The following is a 16531-nucleotide window of genomic DNA, read 5'->3' as shown; positions in this document are numbered from 1 at the left end:
TGCCGACAAGGTGGCAAATGGGCCCTACCATGTCAATCAATATCGCTCACGTTCACTCATATCGCGCTGCAATATGCGCACTTGTGACGGAATGTGATTGACACTGTGCGTTTCCAGTGCGTTAATTCGGCACGGAGGGAGGAACCATGCACGAAAAGGAACGCCACCGCATCATCCTGTCGGCCATCCAGGAGAAGCCGGTCGTCACCGTGCAGGAAATGGTGGACCTCACCGGCGCTTCCGAGGCGACGATACGGCGCGACATCGCAGCACTTCACGTGCAGCAGAAGCTGCGGCGCGTGCGCGGCGGCGCCGAGGCCAACACCCCGCCGCAGGTGATCGGCCTTGCCGGCCGCCCCTTCAAGGTCAACGAGACACTGAACGCCGACAAGAAGCGGGCGATCGCCCGCGAGGCGGTGGAGCTATGCCGGGACGGCGAGCCGATCATCATCAACGGCGGCACGACCACATTCCAGATGGTGCATTTCCTGGCCGGCCGCCGGATGCCCATCCTCACCAATTCCTTCGTCATCGCCGAGCATCTTCTAAAACATTCGAAGAATACGGTGGTGCTGCCGGGGGGCACCATCTACCGCGAGCAGAACATCGTCCTGTCGCCCTTCGACAACGACGTGACGGCCAATTTCTACGCCCGCCGCATGTTCATGGGCGCCCAGGGGCTGGGCCCGCTCGGCCTCATGGAGGGCGACCCGCTGCTGATCCAGGCCGAGCAGAAGCTGATCAACCAGGCGGACGAACTGGTGGTGTTGGTCGATTCGTCCAAGTTCCGCCAGCGCTCGAGCCTGATCCTGTGCGGGCTGGAACGGATCGCCACGGTGGTCACCGACGAAGGCGTGACCGACCGCGAGGCGAAGATGCTGGAGGCATCAGGCGTCAGGCTGATCGTCGCCCGCGGAACGGCACGAGGCCAAGAGGAGACTTCCCTGCCGGCATGAGCGGGCAGGGCCGATGAAGCAAGCGCTCAAGGGAGGAAACAATGAGCATTCTAAGGAAATTGCTGGTAACCGCGGCGGCCACCGCCGCATTGACCATCGGCGCGGTCCAGGCACACGCACAGGACAATGTGCGCATCGCGCTGGTCGTCAAGGCGCTCGGCATCGGCTTCTTCGAAGCCGCCAACGAAGGCGCCCAGGAAGCAGCCGAAGAATTGGGCAATGTCGAGATCATCTACACCGGGCCGACCGACACCACGGCCGAAGGCCAGATCGAGGTCATCAACTCGCTGATCGCCCAGAACGTCGACGCCATCGCCGTTTCGGCCAACGACACCGATGCGCTCGTGCCTACGCTCAAGAAGGCGATGGACCGTGGGATTACCGTCATTTCCTGGGATTCGGGCGTGGCGCCCGAAGGCCGCGAGATGAACCTCAACCCCTCGTCCAACCAGCTGATCGGCGAGATGTGCGTGAAGATGGCGGCCGAGCATCTGCCCGAGGGCGGCGGCGAGGTGGCGATCCTTTCGGCCTCGGCCACCCACACCAACCAGAACAACTGGATCGCCGAGATGAAGAAGGTCCTACCCGACTATCCCGGCGTGAACCTCGTCACCACGGTCTATGGCGACGACCTCGCCGACAAGTCCTACCGCGAGGCGCAGGGCCTCATCCAGAGCTACCCTGACCTGAAGGCCATCATCGCCCCAACCTCGGTCGGCATCGTCGCCGCGGCACAGGCCGTCACCGACGCCGGCAAGGCGGGCGAGATCAACGTCACCGGCCTGGGGCTGCCCTCGGAGATGGCCGGCCACGTGGAGTCCGGCGCCTCGAAGAGCTTCGCCATCTGGAACCCGATCGACCTCGGCTACGCCGCTACCATGATCGCCTACAACCTGGCGACCGATCAGGCGACGGCCGAGCCCGGCGCGGAGATCGCGATGGGCCGGGTCGGCACGGTGACGCTCGACGAGAACCGGGAGGGCGCGATGGCCGAGCCGTTCGTCTACGACGCCTCGAACATCGACAAGTTCAAGGATATCTTCTGAGGGGTTGCCGATCCCCCTCCCCCTTCGACAAGCTCAGGATGGGGAGGGGTTAGGGGTGGGGGTCGACGCGACGGGTACAACCTTTGAAACCCGGCACACGGCCTCTACCACCCCTATCCGACCCCGCCGGCAGGCCGGCGGGCCCACCCTCCCCCACAAGGGTCCCACATGGGGGAGGGGAAAGGCGCCTCCACGGCCCAACGTGATAAAGTCGCACAATGCTCCAACAAGCCCAACCTGCAACGGTGAACAAGGCCCAAACCCCGGCCAACGAACCGGTCCTCGCGCTCTCCGGCATCTCCAAGAGCTTCCCCGGCGTGCGCGCGCTTTCCGGCGTGTCGCTGGAGCTCTACCCCGGCACCGTCACGGCCCTCGTCGGCGAGAACGGCGCCGGCAAGTCGACGCTCGTAAAAATCCTCACCGGCATCTACCAGCCGGACGAAGGCGCGATCCGGCTCGGCGGCGAGGAGGTCTCCTTCCCCACCGCCTATGACGCCACGCAGGCCGGCATCACGGCCATCCACCAGGAAACCGTCCTCTTCGACGAACTTTCCGTGGCCGAGAACATCTATCTCGGCCACGCCCCGCGCGGACGCTTGGGCCTTATCGACCGGGCCCGCATGAACCGCGACGCTTCGGCCGTCCTCAAGCGCATCGGCGCGGCGATCGACCCCGACGTGCGCCTGCGCGACCTCGGCATCGCCAGCAAGCATCTCGTCGCCATCGCCCGCGCCCTGTCGGTCGAGGCGCGCATCGTCATCATGGACGAGCCGACGGCGGCCCTTTCCTACAAGGAGATCGAGGAACTTTACGCGTTGGTCGAGCGGCTGAAGGCGGAAGGCAAGGCCATCCTCTTCATCAGCCACAAGTTCGATGAGATCTTCCGCATCGCCGACCGCTACACGGTCTTCCGCGACGGCGAATGCGTCGGCGCCGGCCTCATCTCCGAGACCGACCACGATGCACTGGTGCGCCTGATGGTGGGCCGACCGGTGGGGCAGATTTTCCCCAAGCGCGACGTCGAGATCGGCCAACCTGTGCTGACCGTCTCCGGCTACAACCACCCGACCGAGTTCGCCGACATCGGCTTCGAACTGAAGCACGGCGAGATCCTCGGCTTCTACGGCCTCGTCGGTGCCGGCCGCAGCGAATTGATGCAGGCGCTGTTCGGCGTCACCAGGCCTTCGCGGGGGGCGGTCAGGATCGGCGGCGAGGTGGCCGTCATCCGCAGCCCCGCCGAGGCCATCCGCCGCGGCATCGTCTACGTGCCGGAGGAGCGTGGCCGCCAGGGGGCGATCGCCGGCCTGCCCATCTTCCAGAACGTGACCCTGCCGTCCCTTTCGCGCACCTCGCGCCGGGGCTTCCTGCGCCTTGCGGAAGAGTTCAAGCTGGCCCGCCAATACACCTCCCGCCTCGACTTGCGCGCGGCAAGCCTCGACCGCGACGTCGGCACACTCTCGGGCGGCAACCAGCAGAAGGTGGTGATCGCCAAATGGCTCGCTACCCACCCGAAGGTCATCATCCTCGACGAGCCCACCAAGGGCATCGACATCGGCTCCAAAGCGGCCGTCCACGAATTCATGAGCGAATTGGTGGCGGAGGGCCTGAGCATCATCATGGTCTCTTCCGAAATCCCGGAGGTCCTCGGCATGTCGGACCGCGTGATCGTCATGCGCGAGGGCCGGATCGCCGGTGAATATACGCGCGAGGGGCTGGATGCGGAGATGCTGGTGCGTGCGGCGGCGGGGATTGGAGGGAATGATGCGAATCGGAAGTGAAGGGGCGCTGGTCCATCAGTCTCTACATCCCAAAAGGCCATAGCCAATGCAGAAGCTCCTCAAATCCCGCGAACTGCTTTTGGCAGCGGTCATCGTCCTGCTGCTGGCCGTCATCGCCTGGCGCTTCCCCGGCTTCGTGCGGCCGCGCAACCTTGCCAACGTCTTCAACGACACCTCGATCCTCATCATCCTGGCGCTCGGCCAGATGATGGTCATCCTCACCCGCTGCATCGATCTTTCCATGGCGGCGAACCTGGCGCTAACCGGCATGACGGTGGCGATGCTGAACGCGGCGATGCCGGGCATCCCCGTCCCCCTCCTGATCGCGCTCGGCATTCTCCTCGGCGCCGCCCTCGGCGCCTTCAACGGCATTCTCGTGTGGAAGGTCGAGATTCCGCCCATCGTCGTCACGCTCGGCACGCTCACCATCTTCCGCGGCATCATCTTCGTGATGTCGGGCGGCGCCTGGATCAACGCGCACCAGATGAGCGCCGCCTTCAAGGCGTTCCCGCGCACGCCTCTCCTCGGCCTGCCGGTCCTCTCGTGGGTCGCGCTCTTCATGATCGCCCTGATGGTGGTGGTCATCACGCGCACGCCGCTCGGCCGCGCCTTCTACGCCGTCGGCGGCAATCCGACGGCCGCTGTCTATACGGGCATCGACGTCGGCCGCACACGCTTTGCCGCCTTCACCTTCGCCGGCGCGCTGGCAGGGCTTTCCGGCTATCTCTGGGTGTCGCGCTACGCGGTGGCCTATGTCGACATCGCCGGCGGCTTCGAACTTGACATCATCGCCGCCTGCGTCATCGGCGGCATCTCCATTGCCGGCGGCATCGGCTCGGTGGGCGGAGCGGTGCTCGGCGCACTGTTCTTCGGCGTCGTCAAGAACGCGCTGCCCGTCATCAACATCTCGCCTTTCTGGCAGCTTGCCATCTCCGGCGGCGCCATCATCCTCGCCGTCGCCTTCAACGCCCGCGCAGAGCGCAAGAAGGGCCGGCTCATCCTCAGGAACAGGGAGGCGGCGGCATGAACGCCCCTTCGACAGGCTCAGGGCCACGCGCTATCCCCGACCGGCTGGAAGGCCGCTGGTCCTCGCTCTTCAAGAGCTGGGAGACACTGCTGATCGCCGTCGCCATCGTCGTCTTCATCGTCAACGCGCTTTCCTCGCCCTACTTCCTCAACGCCTGGAACCTCTCGGACGCCACCTTCAATTTCACCGAGAAGGCGATGATCGCCATGGCCATGGCGCTGCTGATCATCTCGGGCGAGATCGACCTTTCCGTCGCCGCCATCATCGCGCTCGCCTCCACCGCCATGGGCGTGGCGCTGCAATACGGCGCCGGCACGCCGGAGCTGGTGCTCACCGGCCTTCTCGTCGGGCTTCTATGCGGCGCCTTCAACGGCTGGCTTGTCACCGGGCTCGGCCTGCCGTCCATCGTGGTGACCATCGGCACCATGAGCCTCTTCCGCGGCATCGCCTACATCATCCTCGGCGATAAGGCCTTCACCGGCTACCCGCCCGGCTTTGCCTGGTTCGGCCAGGGATATGTGTGGTGGGTGATCTCCTTCGAACTTGTACTGTTTTTGGCAATCGCCCTCTTCTTCGGCATCCTGTTGCACTGGACGAGCTTCGGCCGCACGGTCTACGCCATCGGCAACAACCTTGTCGGGGCGCTCTTCTCCGGCGTGCGGGTGGGACGCACCAAGTTCATCCTCTTCCTCATGACCGGGCTGATGTCGGGCATCGCCGCCATCTGCCTCACCGCGCGTCTCGGCTCGACGCGGCCTTCCATCGCCTTCGGCTGGGAGCTCGAGGTGGTGACGATGGTGGTGCTCGGCGGCGTCAGCATCCTGGGCGGCTCGGGCGGCATTCCCGGTGTCGTCATCGCCGCAGTCATCATGGGCCTCGTCACCTTCGGCTTCGGGCTTGCCAACGTGCCGGGCATCGTCATGTCCATCTTCGTTGGCCTGCTTCTCATCACCGTCATCGGCGCGCCGATGCTGTGGCAGCGGCTCAAGGGGGAGCGTTCGGCGTGACGGGTTCCATCCGCGATGTCGCCGTCATCGACATCGGCAAGACCAATGCCAAGCTGGCGCTGGTCGACCTCGAGCGCGGCGCGGAGACCGACCAGCGCCGCACCCCGAACACGGTGCTGACGGACCGCCCCTACCCCCACTACGACATCGAAGGCCTGTGGTCCTTCATCCTCGAGAGCCTTTCCGCCCTGCGGCGAAAAAGCACCATCGACGCCGTCTCCGTCACCACCCACGGTGCCACGGCCACACTGATCGACGGCCAGGGCGCACTCGCCCTGCCGGTGCTCGACTACGAGCATGCGGGACCGGACGGGACCGCCGCCGAATACGATGCCGTCCGTCCGCCCTTCGCCGAGACCGGCTCGCCGCGCCTGCCGGTCGGCCTCAATCTCGGCGCCCAGCTTTTCTGGCAGAGACAAGCCTTCCCCGACGCCTTTGCCGGCGCGCGGGCGATCCTCCCCTACCCGCAATACTGGGCCTTGCGGCTGACCGGCGTGGCCGCATGCGAGGTGACCTCGCTCGGCTGCCACACGGATCTCTGGTCGCCCTCCGCCGGCGATTTCTCCAGCCTCGTCGAGCGCATGGGCTGGCGGCCGCTCATGCCGCCCATGCGGCCGGCAAGCGCGAAGCTCGGCCCCGTCCTCCCGTCGGTGGCGGAAGCGACCGGCCTCGACCCTTCGACGCCGGTCCTGTGCGGCGTGCACGATTCCAACGCCTCGCTGCTGCCGCATCTCATTGCCCGCCGCCCGCCCTTCTCGGTTGTCTCGACGGGCACCTGGGTGGTGGCCATGGCGATCGGCGGCAAGGAGCCCGACCTCGATCCCCAGCGCGACACACTGGTCAACGTCAACGCCTTCGGCGACCCGGTGCCCTCGGCCCGCTTCATGGGCGGGCGGGAGTTCTCCCTGCTGACCGAAGGCCGGGAGAGCTGGACCGAAGCGGACGCCGAGGCCGCCCTGAGGAAACGGCTCTTCCTCCTCCCGTCCGTGCAGCAGGGCTCCGGCCCCTTCCCCGACCGCGAATCCGAATGGCGCGGCGAGGCCGCCGGCGCCGGCGAAAAGCAGGCGGCCGCCTCTTTCTATCTGGCGCTGATGACGGCGACCTGCCTCGAACTGGTCGGTGCGGCCGGCGAGACGATCGTCGAGGGCCCCTTCGCCGGCAACACCCTCTTCACACGCATGCTCGCCGCCGCCACCGCCCGCCCCGTCATCGCCGACCTCGCCGGCGCCACCGGCACCAGCATCGGCGCCGCACTTCTGGCCGCGGAGGCCCGCGAGTCCCGAGCGCAGAAAAGCCGGCCCATCGCCAGCCCGGGTGCCGCGTGGGATGCCTACGCGCGGACGTGGGGGGCCGAGACGCGGCGCGCAGCAACAAAATAGCAAAACGCGATTTGCGGACGTCGGCGTTGGCAGCAGGGATACACCGGCAGCCTCGCCTCCCCTTGACGTCCCCTTTTATTAATGTACTAATATATTAGTATAGAGGTTTGGGTAACAACGAAGCTGGGACCCCATGGGGACCGGCACCAGGGAGGAAGAATATGAACATCGGTCGCATCTTTTGGCCGGCGGCTGTGGCCGCCCTCGTGGCGATGCCGTTCGGCGCTTCGGCCGCCGACTACACACTCAAGCTCGGCTCCGTCCTTGCCCCAACCGACCCGCTGCAGGTCGCGGCCGAGGGCATGAAGAAGGCGGTGGAGGAGCGCTCCGGCGGCCAGCTGGAGATCGAGCTTTATCCAAGCTCCCAGCTGGGCGACACGCAGGACATGATGGACCAGGCGGCGGCCGGCGCCAATGTCGGCACCTTCGTCGAGGCCTCGCGCGTCTCCGTCTTCGTGCCGCAATTCGACGTCCTGGTGGCGCCCTACGCCTTCGACAGCGTCGAGGAAATCGCCCGTTTCGTGGAGACCGACACCTTCGCGAATTGGAACGACCAGCTGCGCGAAAAGAGCGGCCTGACACTGCTGTCGTTCAACTGGTACCAGGGCGCGCGGCATCTTCTGACCAAGAAACCCGTCAGCACGCCGGCCGACCTCGACGGCGTGCGCGTACGCACCATCGGCCAACCCCTATGGGTGGAGACCATCGGCGCAATGGGCGCGGTGCCGACGCCGCTCGCCTGGGCGGAGGTCTATCCCTCCATCCAGACCGGCGCCATCGACGGCGCCGAGGCGCAGCCATCGGCCATCTGGGGCTCCAAGCTGCATGAGGTGGTGAGCGACATCACGCTGACCGGCCACATTCATCTGATGAGCGGGCTCCTCGTCAGCGATGCCTGGCTGCAGTCGCTGCCCGAGGATTTGCGCGCGATCCTCACCGAGGAGGCGAAGAACTGGGGCGCCTCGGCACTCAAGGACAATGTGGAAAGCGCCGACACGATCTTCGCCGACATCCGCGAGGCCGGGGTCAACGTGACGGAGATCGACACCACGCCGTTCAAGGAAGCCGTCAAGCCCGTCTATGAAAAACTCAACCTGACGGAAATGGTGGAAGAGGTCCGCGCCGCACTTGGGGAGTGACGCCTTTCCCCTTTGCGAGAGGGCTGTCGCATATGGAGTTTTTGTTCGGCTTCGCCGGACAAAAACTCCGTTCATATGCGACTGCCCCTCCCTCAAGGGGGGAGACGCCCCGACCTTGACCGCCCCTCCCACCCACCGCAAAGTCCGTCCGGCAGAATGACACAACCCGATCCCGTCCTGCTCCAGCCCGCCGACCGTGAGGGGAGGCTTCCGTTTCCGATGGCGCATCTTCTGACGGCCCTCAGAAAGGCCGAGCTCTTTCTGGCGATCCTCGTCCTCGGCGCCATCGTCACTGTGGTGTTCGCCGGCACCATCGGCCGCTACGGCGGGCAACCGGTATTGTGGAGCGACGAAGTGGCGCAGGCGCTGTTTCCCTGGCTGGTCTTCCTGGCCGCCGATCTGACGCTGCAGCGCCGCGGTCACTTCCGCATCGATTTTGCCGTGAAGCCTTTACCGGCCCCGCTGCAAGTCGCCCTGGAGCTGGCCATCAAGCTGGTGCTCCTCGCGCTCCTGGTGCTGCTCGTCCATTTCGGCATCAAGCTGGTCGGCATATCGAAGTTCCGGCCGCTGCCGATGACCGGCGTTTCGACCGCCTGGGCGGCGGCTGCGCTGCCGGTCGGCTTCGCCCTGATGCTCATCACCATCGTCGAGCAGACGGTCGCCCTCCTTCGCGGCCAATCCAGCTATGACGACGCGGCGCGGGACGTCATGTGATGCTGACCGCCGTCGCGCTCCTCTTCTTCCTCTTCCTCTTCGTCAGCGTTCCGGTCGCTTTCGCGCTGGCGCTGGCGACGATCCCGGTCTTCATGCTGGGCGACTATATGCCGATGACGGTGGCGCTGCAGCGCATGTACGGCGCCACCCAGTCCTATCCGCTGCTCGCCGTCCCCTTCTTCATCCTCGCCGGCAACCTGATGAACAGCACCGGCATCACCGAGCGGCTTCTGCATTTCGCGCGGCTCCTCACCGGCTGGATGACCGGCGGGCTGGCGCAGGTGTCGATCGCCTTGAGCGCCTTGATGGGCGGCATCTCCGGCTCGGCGGTGGCCGACGCGGCAATGGAGGCGCGCCTGCTCGGCGACGCGATGGCGCAGCGCGGCTACCCGAAGGGCTTTTCCGCCTCCGTTATCGCCTTTTCCTCCATCATCACCGCGACCATCCCGCCCTCCATCGGCCTCATCCTGTTCGGCTTCGTGGCGGAGGTCTCGATCGGCCGGCTTCTGCTTGGCGGGGTCGTGCCGGGCCTCCTGATGACGCTCACCCTCCTTTTCACCACGGCGATCATCGCCCGCAGGAACGGCTATGCGCCGGAGCTTGCCGAAAGGCCGCGCGCGGGCGAAGTAGGCCGCGCTTTCCTGAGCTGCTTCTGGGCGCTCGCCTTTCCCGTCTTCCTGCTGGTCGGCTTCCGCTACGGCTTCTTCACGGCAACGGAAGCCGGCGCCATTGTCGTTGTCTACGCACTTATCGTCGGCGTCTTCATGCACCGCGAGCTCACTTTCTCGCGCTTCCTCAAGGCCATGGAGGATTCGGTGTGCGACATCGGCATGGTGATGCTCATCGTCGCCATGGGTGCCGTGCTCGGCCACGCGCTCACCATCGAGCAGGCGCCGCATGCCATCGCCGTCTTTCTCACCGACTTCGCCGGCGAACGCTACCTGACGCTGTTCGTCGTGCTGATCATCGTCTTCCTGGCAGGCACGATCATGGAGGCGACGGTCAACGTGCTCCTGATCACGCCGCTGGTGCTGCCGAGCCTGGTGCTCGCCGGCTTCGACCCCGTGCATGTCGGCGTCCTGATGATCATCCTCGTCACCATGGGCGGCAACACGCCGCCGGTCGGCGTCATCATGTACACCGTCTGCGGCATCCTCAAATGCAGCTTCACCGAGTTCATCCGCTGGTCCTGGCCGTTCCTGGCGGCCATGCTGGCGCTCGTGGCGATAATGGCACTCTTCCCGCAGGTGGTGCTGTTCCTCCCCGACGCGGTGATGGGGCCGGCGCGATGATCAGCGCCTCAGCCGAAGCTGTCGGGAAACCGCGCCGCCAACTCGTCGAGTTTGCTCAGCGTCCCGGAGAGATGGCTGCGCATGGCCGTACGCGCCCCTTCGACGTCGCCCGCCTCGACGGCGGCAAGGATGGCGCGGTGGTCGGCGATCACCTGCTGCATCTTTCCCTCGTCGGGCAGATGAAGATGGAAGCGCCGCACCCGGTCGAGCTGGCCGCTCCTCTCGTCGATCAGAGCATAGAGGCCGAGCTTGCCGGCAGCGGCGAAGAGCTGCCGGTGGAACGCCTTGTCGAGCTTGACGAAATCCTGGAAATCGCCATTCCGGTCACTGATGGCGACCTGCCGCTGGAAAGCGTCGCGGACGGGGGCGAGCCGGCTCTTGTCCGGGTCTGCGGCGATCAGGGCGATGATCTCCGTCTCAACGGCGGAACGCAGGAACTGGTCCTCACGCACACGCCCCGTGTCGATGCGCGTGACGACGGTGCGCGACTGCGGGAAGATTTCGACGAGCCCCTCCTTCTCCAGCCGCAGGATGGCGTCGCGCAGCGGCGTCTGGCTGACGCGATAAAAGTCGGAGAGCTCATTGCGCGAGAGACTGGTGCCCGGCGGCAGTTCCAGCGATATGATACGCTCGCGCAGATGACCGTAAAGCTGGTCCGCCAGGGGCAGCTTGCGGTCGAATGCCCAGTGCTTGGGCGCAGTTTCGGCCCGATTCTCGATGGCGGTATCCATGCTCGATCCCGTATTCTTGCCTCGAACGCCGCCGTAACCGGCCGTACACATTGCCTGTCCGAGATTGATATATTAATACATCACTTTCGGACAGGCGTCCAACACGAACACGCGGCGGGTGGAAAAGGGTTGGGCGCCCGCGCCGCTCGAAGCCCTGCAAAGGCCGCTCGGCGGCAACTGGAGGACAGATGACAATCGCAAACAGGCGCTCCCCCGAAGATCTGCGCAGCGCGCGCTGGATGGCGCCGGACGACTTCCGCTCCTTCGGCCACCGTTCGCGCACCATGCAGATGGGCTACGGTCCGGAAGACTGGGTGGGCAGGCCCGTCATCGCCGTCGTCAACACGTGGTCCGATGCCCAGCCCTGCCACGCCCATTTCAAGCACCGCGTGGACGACATCAAGCGCGGCATCTTCCAGGCGGGCGGCTTCCCGATGGAGCTGCCGGCGCTTTCGCTCAGCGAGAACTTCGTCAAGCCCACCACCATGCTCTACCGCAACATGCTGGCCATGGAGACGGAAGAGCTGCTGCGCTCGCACCCGGTCGACGGCGCGGTGCTGATGGGCGGCTGCGACAAGACCACGCCGGGCCTCGTCATGGGCGCGCTCTCCATGGGCCTGCCCTTCATCTACGTGCCGGCGGGGCCGATGCTGCGCGGCAACTACAAGGGCAAGGTGCTGGGCTCCGGCACCGACGGCTTCAAATATTGGGACGAGCGCCGCGCCGGCACCATAACCAAGGAGGAGTGGCTCGGCGTCGAAGCCGGCATCGCCCGCTCCTACGGCCACTGCATGACCATGGGCACCGCCTCCACCATGACGGCGATCGCCGAGGCCCTGGGCCTGACGCTGCCCGGCGCCAGCTCCATCCCCGCCGCCGATTCCAACCACCAGCGCATGTGCGCGGCCGCCGGCCGCCGCATCGTCGACATGGTGTGGGAAGACCTGACGCCCGAAAGCATCCTCACCGAGGCCGCGGTGCGCAACGCCGCCACCGTGGCCATGTCCATGGGCTGCTCCACCAACGCCGTCATTCACCTGATCGCCATCGCCCGCCGGGCAGGCCTCGATCTGAGCCTGGAAGACCTGGACGCCATCGGCCACACCACCCCCGTCATCGCCAACGTACGCCCGGCCGGCCAGACCTACCTCATGGAGGATTTCTACTATGCCGGCGGCCTGCGGGCGCTAATGAAGAACCTCGGCGACAAACTCGACCGCACCGCGCTCACCGTGACGGGCCGGCCGCTCGAGGAAGGGTTGGAGGGCGCGGAGGTCTACAACGACGACGTTATCCGTACGATCGACAATCCCGTCTATCACGAGGGTTCGCTAGCTGTGCTCAAGGGCAACCTCGCCCCCGACGGCGCCGTCATCAAACCCGCCGCCTGCGACCCGAAATTCTACAAGCATTCCGGCCCGGCGCTCGTCGCCGACAGCTATACGGAACTCAAAAAGATCATCGACGACGAGAACCTCGACATCTCGCCCGACACCGTCCTGGTGCTGCGCAACGCCGGGCCCCAGGGCGGGCCGGGCATGCCCGAATGGGGTATGATCCCCATGCCCAAGGCGCTTCTGAAAAAAGGCCACCGCGACATGCTGCGCCTCTCCGACGCGCGCATGTCCGGCACCTCCTATGGCGCCTGCGTGCTGCATGTGGCGCCCGAAGCTTATGTCGGCGGCCCGCTGGCGCTCTTGAAGACCGGCGACATCGTCGAGATCGACGTCCCCAACCGCACGCTCGACATGCGCGTCAGCGACGAGGAACTCGCCGCCCGCCGCAAAGCCTGGACCCCGCCCGCCCCGCGCTACGGCCGCGGCTACGGCTGGATGTTCTCGCGCCACATTCAACAGGCCGACAAGGGCTGCGATTTCGACTTCCTGGGCACCGAGTTCGGCCCCAGGGTAGACGAGCCGGAAATCAACTGAGGCCGGAAATCAACTGAGGAATGGATGACGCGATGGGCATTGAAACGCTTTCTGAAGGCACCCGCGAGAAGCTGATGCAGGTCTCCGTCGCCACCCTGGCGACCGCCCTCTTCAAGCGCGGCCTGCGCAACCAAGTCATCCAGGACGTGCGCCCCGTGGCGCCCAAAGGGCGAAACATGGTCGGCTCCGCCTTCACGCTCCGCTACATGCCTGCCCGCGAGGACCGCAACCAGCTTGACGGGTTCCGCAACCCCGACCACCCCCAGCGCAAGGCCATCGAGATCTGCCCGCCCGGCGCAGTCCTGGTGATGGACAGCCGCAAGGACGCCCGTGCGGCGTCGGCCGGCGACATCCTCATCACGCGGCTGATGGTGCGCGGCGGCGCCGGCGTCGTCACCGACGGCGGTTTTCGCGACGCGGCGGTGATCGGCGAACTCGACATCCCCGCCTACCACAACCGCCCCTCCTCCCCGACGAACCTGACGCTCCACGAGGCCATCGACATCGACGTGCCCATCGGCTGCGGCGACGTTGCCGTCTTCCCCGGCGACATCGTGGTGGGCGACGCGGACAGCGTCATCGTCATACCCGCGCATCTGGCCGACGAAGTGGCGGATGAGGCGGTCGAAATGACGGCATACGAGGATTTCGTGGCCGAGCAGGTCAAGGCCGGCGCGACGATCATCGGCCTTTATCCGGCGACGAAGGATGAGAATCTGGAAAAGTTCGCCGCATGGCGGAAGGAGAGAGGGCGGTAGATCGCGCTGCCCCCACCAGTGCGCCTCTTTAGCCGTGGACCCTCGGCGATCTTCCTCCACCACATGTTTGCGACTGGATTTTCCGGATCATTGCGGCAGATTCCAATCGAAGGGAACAGGAGGCTGCCGTGAAGGATGGTCTGGAGGCGAGGCGCGTGCGCATCACCGGCAGGGTGCAGGGCGTGAACTTCCGTGCATGGACACGCGCGGAAGCCGAGCGGCTGGGGCTGACCGGCTGGGTGCGCAACGAGCCTGACGGCGCGGTGACGGCGCTGATCGTCGGGCGCGGGAGTGCGGTCGACACGATGTTGGAACGTCTGGCGAAGGGCCCGCCGGCGGCTTCCGTTGCCGATGTGGCGACCGAGGGGGCCGACCCGGGAAAAGCGCCCGACCGGTTCGCGATCGTTTACTGAGCCACTTGTCCCCGCAGTAGTCCGGCAAGAGACCCGCCGCGCCCTTCAGAACGTCCCGTCGCTGTCTGCAGTAGCGGCAACACCGGCCTGAAGATCGTCCAGCGCATACGCGTGGATATAGTCAATCTGCATCTCGGCAGGCACAGCCAAGCCGTCATCGGGCTCGCCGGCGATACCGCCCACCGCGAGGTTGGCAAGCAGGTACATTTCCTTATGCATGTCGGCCGGCGTGGACGTGCGCGCGACCTCGACATCGTCGAAATACCAAACGAGATCATCCTCGGTCCACAGCACGCCATAGGTATGAAAGCCCGCGGTGTCCGAGACGTTGACCGACGAAAGGATTTCGGTCTGGCTGCCCGTCTGTTTCGTGTGGGCGGTCAGGTCGAGCCTGTTCGGCTCCTGTCCGCGCATCTCCACGACATCGAGTTCGGGCGGCCACGACTGATCCTTCGGCAAAAGCCAGAAAGCCGGCCAGGTGCCGTCGTTCTCCGGCATGTCGGCACGCATTTCGAAGTAGCCGTATTTCTGGGCAAAGGACTCGTAGGTCGTCAACAGGCCCGAGGTATACTCATAGTTCTCGATATAGGGGCGGATATCCTCTGGCGCGCGCTCGGCAGTGATCGTGACAACGCCATTGTCCATGCTGAACGGGTTGACCGGATTGGTGGGCTCGTAGTCGGGCTGGACGTACCATTGCAACTCTTCGTTCTTGTAGAGCGTGCTTCCGTTCTCCCGACCCCACCAGAAGTTCGTATCCCAGGTGCCGGACTCTCCGTTCCATAGATCCAGCGTGTTGAATTCATCCGAAAAGGTCAGCTGGAAATTCGACCTGTCGAGCTGAAGCTGGAACTGGCTTTCCTCGAACTGGTCGACGGTGGTGTCGGCGAAAACCAGGGTCTCGCCGCCGCCAAGGTCAAGCCGGACGTCATTGCCTGCTTGGGTCATTCCGGCCAGGACCTCCTCGAACGAGGTGATCCCGTAGCCGTTTAGGCGCACCATGTCCTCGGCCCCGAAGTCGAGGATCAGGTCGCTCCCGTTGCCGGCTTCGACGTTGAATATATCGGCACCCCCGCCGCCTTCGAGAACGTCGTCGCCCTTGCCGCCATCCAGCGTTTGCGAGCGGTCTCCGCCCATGACGATGTTGTCGGCATCGTTGCCGAAGGCATAACGCCCGTTGCCGGTGACTTTCAGGTTCTCGATATTGTCCGGCAAGGTGTAGCTCATCCAGGTGACGATCGTGTCGACGCCCTCGTCGGAGGCTTCGCTAACGCGGTTGGTCGCCGAATAGAGACGATATATGTCGTCTCCGTCCCCGCCATACATGGTGACATCGACGCTCGCATCGCCCCACATCGTGTCGTTATCGGCGCTGCCGTAAAGCTCCGGGCCGGCATCCGACGCCGAGTAGTGGTTGACCGAGGCTCCGCTATAGAAAAGCGGGACGCCCTTGGCGTTGAGCACGCTGTTCTCCGGTGCGTCGTCAATCGTGAACTGGCTCTCATCGAGTTGATCGATGGTGGTGTTCGCGAAAACAAGTATCTCGCCCCCGCCGAGGTCGACCCGAACATCGGTGCCCGACTGGACCATCCTCGCCTTGAGGTCGGCGAATGAGGTTATCCCGTATCCTTCGATGCGCACCCTGTCCTCGGCCGTGAAATCGAGGATCAGGTCGCTTCCGTTGCCGGCTTTGACAAAAAATTTGTCGGCTCCCGCGCCACCCTCGAGCACATCGTCGCCCTTGCCGCCGTCGAGGGTTTGGGTCCCGTTCTTGCCCATGATGATGTTGTCGGCATCGTTGCCGGTGGCCCGGCGCCCGTCGCCGGTAACCTTCAGGTTCTCGAAATTGTCCGGCAGCGTATAATCCATCCAGGTGACGATCGTGTCGACGCCTTTGCCCGACGCTTCGAATGCCCTGTTGGTCGATGAGTACAGGTAGTAGATGTCGTCGCCGGCACCGCCATACATGGTGACATCGACACTGCCGTCGCCCCAGAGGGAGTCATGGCTGTCCGTGCCGGATAGCTGCGGCCCGGAGTTCGTTGCCGAAAAATGGTTGACGGACTTGGTGCTGTAGGAGAGAGGGACACCTCGGGCGTTTAGAATAGTGCTCATCACGAGAATCCTATACCTGAAATTCGGTGCCTGGCAGCCAAGCTAGCATCCAATGTCGTGCGCGACGACTGGGCCGGCGCTAACGTTATGCGACATAACGTTACAAGCGAGCCGGCATCGGGCGCTGAATTGCCGGTCTTCCGTTGAGACGACCTATTTGTTTAGTCCCGGCATTTGATAGATTGGATCGAGCCTGAAGCGTTCGGGCTCCTTTGTCCAGCATTTGCAGATGTATTCGTAGGGGG

Annotated in this window: 14 protein-coding genes and 1 pseudogene; 12 read left to right on the top strand and 3 right to left on the bottom strand. The window is 65.1% G+C overall.

Translation table 11 applies throughout. From position 1 onward, the window contains the following. The first annotated feature begins 146 nt into the window (after positions 1 to 146). The 9 genes from GM910_RS16040 (at position 147) to GM910_RS16000 (ending at position 10338) form a co-directional block, all read left to right on the top strand. Positions 147 to 956: a DeoR/GlpR family DNA-binding transcription regulator gene (locus tag GM910_RS16040; RefSeq protein ID WP_159588967.1), complete on the top strand. Its 810-nt coding sequence runs from the start codon at positions 147 to 149 to the stop codon at positions 954 to 956. A gap of 41 nt (positions 957 to 997) precedes the next feature. Beyond that, positions 998 to 2002, top strand: a complete 1005-nt coding sequence (gene rhaS / locus GM910_RS16035) for a rhamnose ABC transporter substrate-binding protein (protein WP_159588965.1) — start codon at positions 998 to 1000, stop codon at positions 2000 to 2002. A gap of 218 nt (positions 2003 to 2220) precedes the next feature. Continuing rightward, a complete protein-coding gene (locus GM910_RS16030; RefSeq protein ID WP_159588963.1) occupies positions 2221 to 3780 on the top strand; it encodes a sugar ABC transporter ATP-binding protein in 1560 nt (519 codons plus the stop codon). A 46-nt stretch (positions 3781 to 3826) separates the two neighbouring features. Beyond that, on the top strand, positions 3827 to 4807 hold the full coding sequence (locus GM910_RS16025) for an ABC transporter permease (protein WP_159588961.1): 981 nt from the start codon (positions 3827 to 3829) through the stop codon (positions 4805 to 4807). Next, positions 4804 to 5814, top strand: coding sequence for an ABC transporter permease (locus GM910_RS16020; protein WP_159588959.1), 1011 nt, complete (start codon positions 4804 to 4806; stop codon positions 5812 to 5814). Before GM910_RS16025 ends, GM910_RS16020 begins: the two co-directional genes overlap by 4 nt. After that, entirely contained in the window at positions 5811 to 7193 is a 1383-nt protein-coding gene (locus GM910_RS16015) for an FGGY-family carbohydrate kinase (RefSeq protein WP_159588957.1), read from the top strand. Before GM910_RS16020 ends, GM910_RS16015 begins: the two co-directional genes overlap by 4 nt. A 161-nt stretch (positions 7194 to 7354) precedes the next feature. Then, positions 7355 to 8332 carry a C4-dicarboxylate TRAP transporter substrate-binding protein gene (locus GM910_RS16010; RefSeq protein ID WP_159588955.1) on the top strand — a complete coding sequence of 326 codons (978 nt, stop codon included), beginning with the start codon at positions 7355 to 7357 and terminating at the stop codon, positions 8330 to 8332. Positions 8333 to 8551: 219 nt separating this feature from the next. Next, complete coding sequence (locus tag GM910_RS16005; RefSeq protein ID WP_159588954.1) at positions 8552 to 9046, top strand: TRAP transporter small permease; 495 nt, start codon at positions 8552 to 8554, stop codon at positions 9044 to 9046. Next, positions 9046 to 10338 carry a TRAP transporter large permease gene (locus GM910_RS16000; protein ID WP_159588952.1) on the top strand — a complete coding sequence of 431 codons (1293 nt, stop codon included), beginning with the start codon at positions 9046 to 9048 and terminating at the stop codon, positions 10336 to 10338. The genes GM910_RS16005 and GM910_RS16000 overlap by 1 nt, the downstream gene beginning before the upstream one ends. A gap of 8 nt (positions 10339 to 10346) precedes the next feature. On the opposite strand, the gene GM910_RS15995 is transcribed toward GM910_RS16000, so the two are convergent. Continuing rightward, a complete protein-coding gene (locus tag GM910_RS15995) occupies positions 10347 to 11069 on the bottom strand; it encodes a GntR family transcriptional regulator (protein ID WP_159588950.1) in 723 nt (240 codons plus the stop codon). Positions 11070 to 11263: 194 nt separating this feature from the next. Between GM910_RS15995 and araD the strand changes: the two genes are divergently transcribed. The 3 genes from araD to GM910_RS15980 all read left to right on the top strand — a co-directional run bounded on the left by araD (position 11264) and on the right by GM910_RS15980 (position 14171). Then, positions 11264 to 13000, top strand: coding sequence for an L-arabinonate dehydratase (gene araD / locus GM910_RS15990; protein ID WP_159589057.1), 1737 nt, complete (start codon positions 11264 to 11266; stop codon positions 12998 to 13000). Positions 13001 to 13032: 32 nt separating this feature from the next. Then, entirely contained in the window at positions 13033 to 13758 is a 726-nt protein-coding gene (locus tag GM910_RS15985; RefSeq protein WP_159588948.1) for a ribonuclease activity regulator RraA, read from the top strand. Between the two features lie 128 nt (positions 13759 to 13886). Beyond that, positions 13887 to 14171 carry an acylphosphatase gene (locus tag GM910_RS15980; RefSeq protein ID WP_159588946.1) on the top strand — a complete coding sequence of 95 codons (285 nt, stop codon included), beginning with the start codon at positions 13887 to 13889 and terminating at the stop codon, positions 14169 to 14171. Between the two features lie 45 nt (positions 14172 to 14216). On the opposite strand, the gene eglC is transcribed toward GM910_RS15980, so the two are convergent. Next, on the bottom strand, positions 14217 to 15659 hold the full coding sequence (gene eglC, locus GM910_RS15975) for an endo-1,3-1,4-beta-glycanase EglC (protein WP_246226185.1): 1443 nt from the start codon (positions 15657 to 15659) through the stop codon (positions 14217 to 14219). Continuing rightward, positions 15657 to 16289, bottom strand: a pseudogene (locus GM910_RS27345) (1,3-1,4-beta-glycanase); the annotation flags it as partial. The pseudogene GM910_RS27345 and the gene eglC, both read right to left, overlap by 3 nt. Between the last annotated feature and the right edge of the window lie 242 nt (positions 16290 to 16531).

It is taken from the genome of Chelativorans xinjiangensis (assembly GCF_009812055.1).
Classification (GTDB): Bacteria; Pseudomonadota; Alphaproteobacteria; order Rhizobiales; family Rhizobiaceae; genus Chelativorans; species Chelativorans xinjiangense.
Note: the sequence above shows the minus strand (reverse complement) of the source record. Positions and strands in the feature narration are given on the sequence as shown.

What these genes read in the sequence shown, in the direction of transcription:
- GM910_RS16040 (WP_159588967.1), top strand. Translation starts at nt 147, where the DNA reads ATGCACGAAAAGGAACGCCACCGCATCATCCTGTCGGCCATCCAGGAG.
- rhaS (WP_159588965.1), top strand. Translation starts at nt 998, where the DNA reads ATGAGCATTCTAAGGAAATTGCTGGTAACCGCGGCGGCCACCGCCGCA.
- GM910_RS16030 (WP_159588963.1), top strand. Translation starts at nt 2,221, where the DNA reads ATGCTCCAACAAGCCCAACCTGCAACGGTGAACAAGGCCCAAACCCCG.
- GM910_RS16025 (WP_159588961.1), top strand. Translation starts at nt 3,827, where the DNA reads ATGCAGAAGCTCCTCAAATCCCGCGAACTGCTTTTGGCAGCGGTCATC.
- GM910_RS16020 (WP_159588959.1), top strand. Translation starts at nt 4,804, where the DNA reads ATGAACGCCCCTTCGACAGGCTCAGGGCCACGCGCTATCCCCGACCGG.
- GM910_RS16010 (WP_159588955.1), top strand. Translation starts at nt 7,355, where the DNA reads ATGAACATCGGTCGCATCTTTTGGCCGGCGGCTGTGGCCGCCCTCGTG.
- GM910_RS16005 (WP_159588954.1), top strand. Translation starts at nt 8,552, where the DNA reads ATGGCGCATCTTCTGACGGCCCTCAGAAAGGCCGAGCTCTTTCTGGCG.
- GM910_RS16000 (WP_159588952.1), top strand. Translation starts at nt 9,046, where the DNA reads ATGCTGACCGCCGTCGCGCTCCTCTTCTTCCTCTTCCTCTTCGTCAGC.
- GM910_RS15995 (WP_159588950.1), bottom strand. Translation starts at nt 11,069, where the DNA reads ATGGATACCGCCATCGAGAATCGGGCCGAAACTGCGCCCAAGCACTGG.
- GM910_RS15985 (WP_159588948.1), top strand. Translation starts at nt 13,033, where the DNA reads ATGGGCATTGAAACGCTTTCTGAAGGCACCCGCGAGAAGCTGATGCAG.